Origin of the sequence: Acetobacter aceti (genome assembly GCF_002005445.1) — a bacterium.
GTDB classification, from domain to species: domain Bacteria; phylum Pseudomonadota; class Alphaproteobacteria; order Acetobacterales; family Acetobacteraceae; genus Acetobacter; species Acetobacter aceti_B.
On record NZ_CP014692.1, the window covers coordinates 1,814,591 to 1,826,837 of the forward strand.

Here is a 12,247-nt window from a genome sequence, read left to right on the forward strand (position 1 = left end):
GAGGCGTGAGACCCGTCAAAGCGATTCCTCCCGCTGCAAGAAAAACAGGCCACGTCAACAGTCGAAAGAAATGGGGATGCCTTGTTTTAACGGGAAGCACGATTTTCCTGACATGGCCACACGTGTCATATGCTGCATCCAGCAGGCAGGTCCGGCACGCGCCCTCCTCACATTCAGGCTCCCACTCGGCAAAGAAAGCACTGACGGTTCCTTCAACGTCAACGCGGGCGGCGCTTGAGGCTGCGCAGGCGCGGGAAACTGCCCTGAGAACGCAGGCGAAAGCAGAAGCCGCACGACTGGAGCAGGCGCGCAAACAGAATATGGCGGCAGCGGCGCAGGCGGCTCAGGATCACGCCCGCTCCGTCGCGTTGTCCTCCGCAACAGTCGCTGCCGCTGAACAGCTTCAGAAAACAGAAAACAGAACCCAGTCCATTCAGTCGGAGGTCGAAGATCTCCGGGCAGACCAGAAGGCGACGCAGGCTGACCTGCAATCAGATGCAAGAGCTTTGGAACCCATGCTCCCTGTGGCGCAGCGCCTGTCGCTTTACCCCATGGACGCCCTGCTGACTGGAGCCGGTCCAACGGAAGACGTGGTGCGGGGACTGCAGGTCATGCGGGGGCTGGGAAACCTTCTGGAAACACGGGCGGAATCCCTCAGGAACCGACAGAATGACCTCGTGACGATCGAAGGAAAGCTGTCCCGGCAGATTGCGGAACTCAGTCGGGTTGAAGCGATCCAGAGTCAGCAGCGAGCCGAACTGGCAAAGCAGGCCAATGCAGCACGTATTGCCCAGATTCAGTCAAACGTCGCTGCCAGACTGGCCTCCAGCAATGCCTCGCAGGAAGCGGAAAAGCAGAAGGCCCTGCAGGCTGAGCTCAACAGCGTGCTGGCAGCGGAAGCCGCAGCCATGGCGCAGTTGCAGAGAGAGGCTGAGGCAGCCGAACGCGCTGCCAGAAAGGCCCGGGAAGCTGCCGAGGCGCGCCACAGAGCGCAGAGCACCGCTGCGGCGGCAGCCCGCATCTCTGGTCATAATGTCATAAGAGAAGCAGAACCACTGCCAGCAACAGTTTCCTCCGGACATGGCGGCGATGGTATCGTGGCGGGGCGACTTCTGACGGCCTGGGGGCAGCCTCTGGAAGGTGGCGCGGCATCGGGCAATACCTATTCAGCAGCTCCCGGCAGCAGTGTTCGGGCCCCCTGTTCCGGAACCGTCGAATTCGCCTCGCCATTCCGGAGTTATGGCGAGATGCTTATCCTGAATTGCGGACACGGCTACCGCTTTGTTCTGGCCGGTCTGGGCAGTATTGGTGTCGCAACGGGGCAGTCTTTGGTGAAAGGTTCTTCTGTCGGCTCCATGCCCTCATCTGGAGGCGCACTCCTTGTGCAGCTTCGAAACGGTGCGCGATCGGTCAACCCCAGGTCGCTTTTGTAACTGGTATTGTTCCCCTTATGGAGCAAGCCGTGGCACACGCGGGTTGGCGTGCCGGATGAGAGGCGGTATTCGTTTTGGTAAGAACCTTGTTGGATGATACGCCCTGACTGGGGCGATTCGTGCCGAGAGAGACAGAAAGCTGACTGCCAAGCGGCGCAGTCCGGCAACAGGAGACTTCACTTTATGACGTTCCGCACCGCTCTGCTGTTCGGAGCCGCAGTTCTTTCCGGACTGACGCTCGCGCCTGAGTTTCCTGTTGCTGGAGGAAATTACGGCGTCGTGGCAGAGGCTCACGCCGAGACAGCCCCCGCGTCCTCTACCGACCCGAAAATCAGTCACGCTGAAACCTACAAGCTCCTGACCCTGTTCGGCAGCATCTTTGATCTCGTGCGCGCCAACTATGTCGATCCGGTCTCGGATCGCGAACTGATCACCAATGCCCTCAACGGCATGCTGAGTGGCCTGGATCCACACAGCTCCTACATGACTGAAAAACAGTATGCCGACATGCAGGTCCAGACGACCGGCAAGTTTGGTGGACTGGGGCTGGAAGTCCAGGGTGAGGATGGTCATGTCCGCGTGGTCTCCCCGATTGACGGAACGCCGGCATGGCGGGCCGGAATCAAGCCGGGTGACTATATTGTCGCCATCGACGGGCATAATATCGACGGCAGTCCTCTGAATGACGCTGTCGAAAAGATGCGCGGCAAGCCTGACACGAAGATCACGCTGACGCTGATTCGGGCAAAAACACCCAAACCGGTCATTGTGACCCTCACGCGTGAGATCATCCATATCGAGGCCGTCAAATCGGCTCTCTATGACAAGACCGGCTACATCCGTATCCCTCAGTTCACGGAAGACACGTCCGAAGAACTCCACAAGGCTTATGATGAACTGCTCAAGAAAGCCGGTGGAAAACTGACAGGTGGGCTGGTTATTGATCTGCGGAACGACCCAGGTGGTCTGCTGACGCAGGCGATTGATGTCTCGTCTTCCTTCATCAGCAATGGTGAAATCGTTTCCACGCGCGCCAGACACCCCAAGGACAGCCAGCGTTGGGATGCCAAGGGGCATGACATAACAGATGGAATGCCAATCGTCGTGCTGATCAATGGTGGTTCGGCTTCCGCCAGTGAGATCGTGTCCGGTGCGCTTCAGGATCATCATCGCGCCGTTCTGATCGGCACCAAGAGCTTTGGTAAAGGCTCCGTGCAGACGATTATGCCCATTCCGGGAAATGGCGCGGTTCGTCTGACTACAGCCCGCTACTACACACCGTCGGGACGCTCCATTCAGGGACTGGGAATCGTTCCTGATGTCCTGGTGAAGGAAAGCCGTGAGGAGCCAGCCTTCAGCATCCGTGAGGCTGATCTTTCCCACATCCTGAAGAATCAGGGTGGCAACCAGACCAAGCCGCCGCAGCGTTCTGATTTGCCGGCTCTTGCGTCCAAGCTCCCGGAAGAGCCTCCCGCCAACTGGCCTGCTTTCGATGTAACCAAACCAGCAACGGACTTTCAATTGCAGGAAGGACTTCGTCTGGTACGGAGCATGGCTAATGTGGCGGCGCCTGACCCGGTCGCCTCCCTGCCTCCTGTTCCAGCACCCGCTTCTGAGAAGACAACGCCAGTAAAGAATGAGGCCTCCCATCACTAACGACGATCTTCATCTGGCAGCCGAGGCGCTGGAAGGTGTAACTCCAGCCAGCCTCTGGCAGCGTCTGCCACGAAACGGACGAATTTTCGTTCGTTTTTGGGGCGGCGTGTCGTTACTGGCGCTTCTGGCTGGTATTGGGCTGCAGGAATGGGCTTCCAGACATCATTCGGCGATAAATACCGCCCCACAGAACAAGCCGAATGTCACAGAGCAGGCTCCGGTGGTTGCGACCGCGAAAGAAGCGGCTGAAAAACCTCCTGTCAGTGTGGCGGATAACACGCAGCCCGATAAGCCAAAAAGTGAGTTTTCATCTGAAATCACACCCGGCGTCGCACCTATTTCGCAACCCATGCCGGATATGCTGGAAGCTGTAGCTGGTGACCCCGGCCATAGTCTGCCCAAACGTGGCCCGAACGGGGAAATGCCCCGTAATGTTTATGCGGCGGCTGTTCCCCCTATTCCGGCGGGAAATGCACGTATAGCCATTCTGCTGGACGGTTATGGCTTGTCTGAAGAGATGAGCCTGAACGCGGCGCGAAATCTCCCGGCCATGGTGTCATTCGCCGTTCCCGCTTACGCTCCGGCCAGATTGCCACTGTCCGAAACGGCAAGACTTCGCGGACATGAAATTTTCCTCTCCCTCCCAATGCAGCCTTCGACGGCGCCACTCGATGATGAGGGACCGCGTGCTCTTGGCTACGACCACACGGCAGCGGCGGACAAGGACAACCTGGAATGGGCCCTGTCCCGTTTTAATGGATATGTCGGCGTAACAAACGCCTTTTCAGGTCTGGATGGAGACGCTTTTGCCCAGTCTCCCGATTTCGCCATGGTGAGCCATGCTCTTGAAAGCCGGGGTCTGCTTTATCTGAACGCGACTCCTGGCGCTCCACGCACTGGTCCGGTGATGGGGGGGGACGCCTCTCTCACCATGGATACCAACACCGACGCGGCCGGTGTCGATGGCCAGTTGGCTCGCCTTGTGGCAATGGCCAAATCCCGTGGCACGGCCATTGCCGTCGCAGGCCCGATGCGCCCTGTATTCCTGCAACGGCTGACTGAATGGACCCATACTCTTTCCAGTCAGGGCGTCACGCTGGTCCCGGTCAGCGCGTTAAGCCGGAATGCAACACTTTCTCCAAGCCTTTCGGATAGCAGAACTCTGCATGTCGCCGTCCCGATGGCGTCGCCGCAGGCATCTGTGCCTTCAGTCGTTCCAAAGCCTGCAAAGATCGGAACGGCGTCAGGCAAACGTTCCGTAACGGAAGCTCCTCTTGACCCGCCTTCTTCGGCACCTGCTCGGGACAATACGCCCACATCTCCATAAACTGGTGACTATTGCGATGACCGATCCATCATCCCTGCCCTACCGCCGTAATGTGGGAGCGGTTATTTTCAATAACGCCGGAGAGGTCTTCGTCGCACGCCGCACTGACATGCCAGGTGCAGGCGGTCCCCCGGAAGAAGGTGTCTGGCAGTGTCCCCAGGGTGGCATTGACGATAATGAAGCAACCGATCGCGCGGTCTTCCGGGAGGTTGCTGAAGAGACCGGGATGACTTCACTCACGCTTCTGGGCGAACACCCAGAATGGATGAGCTATGATCTGCCTGCGGAGCTTATTGGAAAAGCTCTCAAGGGTCGTTACCGTGGACAAACGCAGAAATGGTACGCGTTGCGTTTCACAGGGCCGGAGACCGAAATTCGGCTTGACCTTGATGCTCATCAGGAATTCGACGCCTGGAAATGGGTTCCACTAACCCAGCTCTCAACGCTAAATGTTGGCTTCAAGAAGCCTATTTACGAAAATCTTGCTGTTTCCTTCTCACACTTTTCTTGATTTGCTCCACAGACCCTATATCCGCTGACAATAAAGATATCGGCCAAGGGTATGAGAAGCCTTTGCAATCCAGACCTCGGCGCTCAGACGATAGCCATGCAAAGCGCAGCCAATAACCAAGGCTGCGGCAACGCTGAGAAACGCCGCCTGAGGCGATAACGGGTTACGATGACGCCCCAATAAACGATGCAGGATGATGACAGCGCCCACACCAATCAAGGCGCCGACGACAGCTTCCGTAACGGTGTGAACGTGCAAAAACACACGTGAAGCACCAAAAGCAATGGCCAAAGCACACGCGCCAGCAACGACGATCGTGCCGTTTCGACATAACAGGGCGAGAAGCCCGCCATAAACCATGGTTCCACCCATGGTATGACCACTGGGACTGTAAATAAGACGCTGGTGAGGAATACCGCAGCGTTCACACCATAGTTTCAGAAAAAGCATGAGGCATGAGGCCGCTGCCATGATGCCGCCCCATACCAAAGCATCATGCCGCCGACCGACCAGAATCAGAATCAGAAATATCGCAATCTCGACAGGACCAACGACGGCCTGATCGGCGAAATCACTGAACGCACCGATCACTCATGGCACTCCGGAGCGTGTGGTCGGGTCGCTAACGGCTGCCGGCTCATTCGGCCCAATCGCCATAGCGCCGAAGTCTGTTGTCGAAGTCGTCCGACGGAGCACAATATTGGATACCCAGATCAGAACTCTCCAGACACGATAGTCTTTCAGGGTCAGCCAGAGAGTGGAAAGCACGACATCCACCTGACAGAAGGCTCAGGCCGCTGAAAAGAATCCAGAAACCGGAACCAGTTGCAGAAGATGTTAGGGTTTTGACCAGAAAGCAAGACCGAGAGGGATGAGGCTTGCTCCCATAAGAGGAAGCATCAGGCGAATTTCCCTGTATTTTGTCTGCCTGCTTTTTTCGAGCGTCTTTGACTCTGATCTCTCCGCATTCTGAAAAGAAGCAAGCAGACTTCCTGAGTGTGTTACCTAAAAACCTTCCGTTAAAATACGATCAGTGAGATCTATGATATGGGAGCGAAAAGCGGCTTTCGAAAAGCGAAGCGCATTATCCCTGCATCCCTGATCCGATATCTTATCTCGTATTTTTTCAAAGTGCTCTATGGTTTTCATAATTGAGTCAGCCGATTGTTCGTTGAACAGAAGGCCTGTGGGAGATTCTGAAAGGGTGTCATCCAGAACAATATCCAGTGCTCCACCGCGCCCAAAACTGATAACGGGCGTTCCGCAAGCCTGAGCTTCCACCAGGGTAATCCCAAAATCCTCTTCAGAAGCGAACACGAAAGCCCGTGCATTCTGCATCAGCGAAAGGAGCTCTGAATGAGGCACTTTTCCTTTAAGAATAATATTCGGAGCTCCGGCGGCTAGAGCACGGATTTTTGCATTTTCAGGGCCATCGCCTACCACAATCAGCTGTCTTTGCGGCATACGGCGAAATGCTTCCACAACAAGATCAACGCGCTTGTAAGGAACCTGTCGTCCGGCCACCAGATAGGCATCGCGGTTTGCCGGATCGGCCGGCAGGTTGAACGCATCCGTATCGACAGGCGGATGAATAACCTCCGCATCGCGCCGATAGACTTTTCTGATACGGCGGGCGATGTAGCGCGAATTGGCCACAAAAACATCTACACCGGTTGCCGAGCGTACATCCCAGTTTCGAATGCGATGGAGCAACCAACGGACAAACAGTCCTTTCAGGCCGGTCGTCAGACCGCTTTGCTTAAGATAGGCAGCCTGCATATCCCAGGCGTAGCGCATCGGAGAATGGACATAACTGATGTGATACTGATCAGGCCCCGTGATGATGCCTTTTGCGACAGCATGATTGCTCGAAAAGACAAGGTCAAACCCACTGAGGTCAAGCTGTTCCACGGCAAGCGGCATCAGCCCGAGATAATTCCGGAAATGCTTTCTTGCGAATGGCAGTTTCTGGATAAACGTCGTGGTGATTTTCCGACCGCCAAGAAAAGCGCGCTCCTTCTCCGGGAGAAAATCGACAATGGAAAAAACCTGCGCCTGAGGAAAGACAGCCAGAAGTTCACCCACCACACGTTCTGAACCAGCATAGTGCTCAAGCCATTCGTGTACAATGGCAACTTTTACGGTTGATTTGTCTGTCGTCACAGTTCTTTCCTCTTGCTTCGAATTTCAATCATAAAAAAGTTACAGTGAATATTTTTCGGCGCGAAACCTGTCGTACCAGCATTTCGTTAAGAGTTTGATCATCACTATCTGCCACTAGTTTTGATAAAGAAACTGATTTGGAATCTTGTAAATGACACCCGTTTCCTCTCCCACGGACCGTGGTCATACTTTCCCCTCGTCTGCGCCACAGACGTTACAGCGGGCAAATAATCTTGCCCCGGCTCGAGGAATTTTGCTCGCTTCAGTCACTGGCATTGTCGTCTGGACTTCTGCAATCACTGTTGTGCTCACATCCATCCGCTAAATTCTGCGGATAGGGTGCTATCCGACGCTTACTACCGCACACCAGGTTTGTAGCATTTTTTTTATAGCTTTCAAAAAATACCAGCATTTTTTACAGTAAGATCGCTTTTTCTGGCTCCTGCCATTAAAATCATGCGCGCGTTCTGTGCGGCAGCCGAATTTCGAAACATATGACAATGCTGCGCATTCATGGCAAGATGAATACCAAACCGGGCGTTCATCGTCTGAGCAAAGTGTCCGCTGAGAGAATTGACTGCCATACCGCTGCCAGATGGCTGACGCTTTACGTCACTGATGTAAAGTTCCCGTCTTTCACTGTTTGCAGCACTGCACCATACAAAAACACCCCCGCGTGCCCCCTGAGACAAGGTGGTGTCATCTTCTGAGCTCAATGCGGGAAAACTCTCCTGAGCCCGCACCGGGATACTCACAGGATAAATGAAACTCAATCCCATCAGGAGCAAGGCATACCTTGACCTCATTTCATGTCATCTTTCGCTATGGCAATTAGCATTCGGGCAGCTTTATCCCACGTGAAATATTGTGCCCGCTTATCTCCCTTATCCCGCAGGCTGGCTGCAAGCTGAGGGTCGTCCAGAAGACTGCAGATTACATGGCTGATGGATTGAGGATTACATGGATCGACATATAACGCCGCGTCCGCGCAGACCTCTCTCAACGCCGGAATATCTGCCGCGACTACAGGGCAATGACAGGCCATGGCCTCGATTGCAGGCAACCCAAAACCTTCATAGTGGGATGGAAAGACAAAACAGGAGGCTGCTGCATACAATGCATGCAGTTCTTCATCCGTCACCCGGCCAGTATAGAGTGCTGACCTCGGCAAATTGGTCTTTCCGGAGAAAACGCCTTTATCAACCCCACCGCTGATGACGAGAGGTACGCCGCGCTGTTGTAAATCCTGGGATAAAACATTGAGAGCGCCAAGATTTTTATGTCGCGCAAGATTCCCGACGGCAAGCACAAAAGGCCGTCCTACAAGATTATGGCGTTGAAGAATGGAGGTATCTGGAGCGACCCGCGATATATGCTCACATCCTTCAGGAACAACCTCAATACGTTCAGGACTGACTTTTAAATGCTTTGAAAGCTCCTGACGGGAAAATTCCGAAACAGTCACGATCCTTGCTGTCGTATGGCAAAGGATTGTCTGCAAAATCTTATACCAGACACGGAATTTCCACGAATACCCTTCGGGCTGAGAAAATACCGCAGCATCATGCAGGACGACCAACTGATGACGCCTGAAAACAGGAGCTGTATTGCCAGGATTGATAAGAAATCGATCCTGAGAACAGCGGGGAAGATCGAACTGCTCCCACGCCTGCCCTTTCAGACGGCCACAATGCACAACGGTCAGCCCCAACCCGTCTGGCGTGGTTGACGTCGTGTGCGGTGACAGCAGGATGGGCTGCTCTCCTGCTTGCCAGTCCAGCTTTGCGATCGCTCTTGTCAGTTCGCCAGCAAATCTTTGAACACCACTCTGAATCTGCGAAAGATAACGCCCGTTAATGGCGATCCTGACCCTGTTTTGCGTCTTCATCACGAGGCCAAAAGTCCATAATGCCGGTAAACCTGCAAAGCCGCCCCGGACAGGCCGGATGCGCTACCAGCAGGAACCTGTGTGAGCACAGCACCAAGTGTACGGGCATCGTATGCTTCCAGCTGGCGCATCGCACCTTTCAGATTTTCCTGCGTGGTTACGCCCCATTTTACCACGAGAACGACGCCATCGGTTTCATGGGACAAAACTGCTGCATCGGGAAAGGCCAGAAGCGGCGGCGCATCCAGAATGATGAGATCGTAATGAGGACTGAGTTCCGACAGCACAGCCTGGATAACGCCAGGTGCAATCATCTGGTCGCCAGTAGATTTCCAGCCATTCATCGTCATGACGTCCACCCCGGGCAGAACATCCCGGCTCAATCCATTATAGTCCAGACTGGTGATCAGACTGTTGTTATTCGTCTTCCCTTTGGCTGGCGTCTGAAAGGCTTCCAGCGCGGAAGGACCACGTGTATCACAGTCAAGAACCAGGGCTTTCTTGCCAGCCCGACCTGTATTGGCGGCCAGAGACAATGCAAGCACTGTCTTTCCCTCTTCCGGTCCTGATGATGTGATGATAATCGTTTTCGCACGGAAACGATTGCGACCGAAAGAAAGAATGGTTCTTACAGCCTCGACGGCTTCGATATAAATCGAAGGGCGGCTTGACTTGTACAGTTCCTGAAGAGAGCTGGAAAAGGAAGGTATCATGCCGAGCGTAAACAGCCCCGGAACAGAATCAATCTCTGTGCCCTGCCTTACGCCTTTCTGCATCCGCTCCAGCAATATGGCTACTCCAACCCCGGCAAGCCCTGAAAACAGAAGAGCAATAGCGATAAACTGGGTGCGAGGGGGGCCTGACACGCCCAGAGGCTGTTCAGCGCGACTGATCAGTTCGGCCTCTGGCTCCTGCAAAGCAGCAGCCGTGGAAGTCTGGGCATAACGACCAAGGAAATCCTGATAGACCGCGCGGGCAGCAGCAGCTTCACTCTCAAGTTGCTGCAATGTGACATTGGCGTCGTTTTCTCTCGCGACGTGCTGCTGAAGTTTTTCCACCTCATCCTTCAGAGCCGCGACGCGCATCTCGGCGCTACGGAGATCCTTGTCCGTACTGGTTGTGATTTGTGAAGTGATCTGGCTGATCTGAGCCCTGACATGCGCTGCTGCGGCACGCGCTGCCTGCAATTCCGGATTGGCATCTCCCGCCGTGCTTGCAAGACTGGCCACACGGGCGTTCAGCATCGCTTGCTGCCCCTGAAGCTGCTGGATGATCGGGGACGAAAGCACGTCTGTCGTACTTGCCGTGTCGCCCGCCATTTGATTCGCCCGGGCTCTCTTAGCTGTCAGGTCCGCCTGCGCCGCAATGAGTGCACGATTGATTTCCACAAGCTGCTGATCGGTTACCGTCACACCAGACGGCGCATTCGGACTGCCGGAATGGGTGATTTCAGCCGCGATCAGGCCGTTTTTCTCGCGATAATTTTCAACGGCCTGCTCTGCCTTACGCAGCCGTTCCCGCAAAGGAATAATCTGTTCATCGAGAAGTGAGTTGGATCGCCATGTTGAGGCAATCTTCATATGACGCTTGAAGTCCAGATAAACGTCGGCAAATGCATTCGCGATGCTGGCGCTGAGGTCAGGGCGTCCGGTTCTGACATTAACCATAATGAGATAGGATCGCCCATCATTCAGAATGGTGACATTTCGTCCAAGAAGATCTCTTACAACCTGTAGCTTTTCCGCTGGAGTGAGCGGTTTCTCCGGCAAAGCGCTTCCGGTTACTTTACTGATCCAGCCAGAAATTCGTGTTTTGAGAGATTTTTTTTCCATCTGCGCACGAAAATATGGATCATCCACCAGCTTCAGCCGCTCAGCAACGGCTTTGGCTATGGACTGGCTCTTGATGATTCCAACTTCCGTATTGATCGCCACCGCATCGACATCCAGCGCGCCCTGAGTGGCCTGCAGATCCCGGAACTCCGCCTGACGTGTGCCGATCATGAGTGAGGAAGAGGCATCATAATAAGCCGGCAGGGTCATAACGACAGCAAGAGCCGGCACAGCCAGAACCGTTGCAACGAGGCTTATGATCAGCCAGCGTTCCCGTATGATTTCAAATATCTTAAGAGGTGAGACCTGCGATAAATCCGGTGGAGGCTCGGAAATCCTGTCAAACGAAGTAGGCTGAACGGCATTCATAACGGCGCTCCACTGCGCAAAAGGAAAAAGCTACAAAGAGCGTTCTTTCTATAAACAGAAAAGACCATTTCGGGTAGCAGGCGGCTCAGCGTGCCCCTTTCTGCATCATAACAGCAGGTATGGTTCGACAAAGAATGGAGAAATCAAGCGCCAGACTCCAATTCCGGACATAATAGCTATCAAGGTTAACGCGCTCGACGTAACTTGTGTCGCTTCGACCACTGACTTGCCACAGACCTGTAATGCCGGGACGAACAGCCTCATAGTAACATAAATCCTGTCCGTAATACTGCAATTCGCCCTCGACCACCGGGCGGGGCCCCACAAGGCTCATATCCCCTTTTATGACATTCAGAAGCTGAGGGATCTCATCGAGACTGGTTCGCCGCAGAAAACGACCAATTGTAGTGATGCGAGGGTCATGCCTCAGTTTGCGGGTAGCATTCCATTCATTAGCACAATCTGCATCCGTATCGAGAAGCTGCTGCAGGACAGCATCCGCATTGGGGACCATTGAACGAAACTTAAGGCATCTGAATGGGACACCGTTCCTGCCTATTCTTGTATGGCCGTATAATACCGGACCACCATCCAGTGACACCATCACCCAGGCGAGCAGAAAAACCGGCATTACAACTATCAGAAGACAGGATGCTACCACCACATCAAGCAGTAACTTTATTTTTCGAGCTATAGAGCGACTAGCCCTACAATTTTCAGGCATTTGTGTTCCGACCCGCTCTCGTCGTGAAAGTTCATTGCGTGCATATATGCCATTAGCATTTTTCGTAATAGTCATTTTACTTGAAAAATCAGAAGCATTAGATGCCTTTCCTCTGATTTCAGAACCTGATGCGCTCATTACTCACCGCCAAACCGTAACTCTGTCATTGCTTTAGAGAAGATTTGTGACTTTACAGTGATGATATAAACAAAATTAAATAAAAATCAAAGCGTAAATTTATTTTTGAGATTTTAATAATTCGTTAAACTGAACATTTCAGCTTGAAATTAAAAACTCTTAATAATCTCACAAAATTTCATAATATTTATTTATTTTAGTAATAA

The 12,247-nt window shown here is 53.7% G+C and carries 11 protein-coding genes; 4 read left to right on the top strand and 7 right to left on the bottom strand.

From position 1 onward, the window contains the following. Positions 1–5 precede the first annotated feature (5 nt). From A0U92_RS08180 to A0U92_RS08195, 4 genes are all read left to right on the top strand, one after another. Complete coding sequence (locus tag A0U92_RS08180) at positions 6–1,433, top strand: murein hydrolase activator EnvC family protein (protein ID WP_222927859.1); 1,428 nt, start codon at positions 6–8, stop codon at positions 1,431–1,433. A 183-nt stretch (positions 1,434–1,616) separates the two neighbouring features. Next, on the top strand, positions 1,617–3,089 hold the full coding sequence (locus A0U92_RS08185) for a S41 family peptidase (RefSeq protein WP_077812792.1): 1,473 nt from the start codon (positions 1,617–1,619) through the stop codon (positions 3,087–3,089). Further along, complete coding sequence (locus tag A0U92_RS08190) at positions 3,070–4,416, top strand: divergent polysaccharide deacetylase family protein (RefSeq protein WP_077812793.1); 1,347 nt, start codon at positions 3,070–3,072, stop codon at positions 4,414–4,416. The genes A0U92_RS08185 and A0U92_RS08190 overlap by 20 nt, the downstream gene beginning before the upstream one ends. A gap of 16 nt (positions 4,417–4,432) precedes the next feature. Further along, positions 4,433–4,927 (top strand): RNA pyrophosphohydrolase, encoded by a 495-nt coding sequence (locus A0U92_RS08195; protein WP_077812794.1) that lies wholly within the window; start codon positions 4,433–4,435, stop codon positions 4,925–4,927. Between the two features lie 15 nt (positions 4,928–4,942). Here the strand turns inward: A0U92_RS08195 and A0U92_RS08200 are convergent, their stop codons facing one another. The 7 genes from A0U92_RS08200 to A0U92_RS08230 all read right to left on the bottom strand — a co-directional run bounded on the left by A0U92_RS08200 (position 4,943) and on the right by A0U92_RS08230 (position 12,041). Beyond that, on the bottom strand, positions 4,943–5,518 hold the full coding sequence (locus A0U92_RS08200; protein ID WP_077812795.1) for a phosphatase PAP2 family protein: 576 nt from the start codon (positions 5,516–5,518) through the stop codon (positions 4,943–4,945). Continuing rightward, a complete protein-coding gene (locus A0U92_RS17730; RefSeq protein WP_187668895.1) occupies positions 5,519–5,695 on the bottom strand; it encodes a hypothetical protein in 177 nt (58 codons plus the stop codon). A gap of 237 nt (positions 5,696–5,932) precedes the next feature. Next, positions 5,933–7,090 (bottom strand): glycosyltransferase, encoded by a 1,158-nt coding sequence (locus tag A0U92_RS08210; RefSeq protein ID WP_077812797.1) that lies wholly within the window; start codon positions 7,088–7,090, stop codon positions 5,933–5,935. Between the two features lie 395 nt (positions 7,091–7,485). Continuing rightward, entirely contained in the window at positions 7,486–7,869 is a 384-nt protein-coding gene (locus A0U92_RS08215; RefSeq protein WP_222927860.1) for a hypothetical protein, read from the bottom strand. A 23-nt stretch (positions 7,870–7,892) separates the two neighbouring features. Then, positions 7,893–8,978, bottom strand: coding sequence for a glycosyltransferase family 4 protein (locus tag A0U92_RS08220; RefSeq protein WP_077812799.1), 1,086 nt, complete (start codon positions 8,976–8,978; stop codon positions 7,893–7,895). Further along, entirely contained in the window at positions 8,978–11,179 is a 2,202-nt protein-coding gene (locus tag A0U92_RS08225; RefSeq protein ID WP_077812800.1) for a GumC family protein, read from the bottom strand. Before A0U92_RS08225 ends, A0U92_RS08220 begins: the two co-directional genes overlap by 1 nt. An 85-nt stretch (positions 11,180–11,264) precedes the next feature. Then, positions 11,265–12,041, bottom strand: a complete 777-nt coding sequence (locus A0U92_RS08230) for a sugar transferase (protein ID WP_236748321.1) — start codon at positions 12,039–12,041, stop codon at positions 11,265–11,267. Positions 12,042–12,247: the final 206 nt, after the last annotated feature.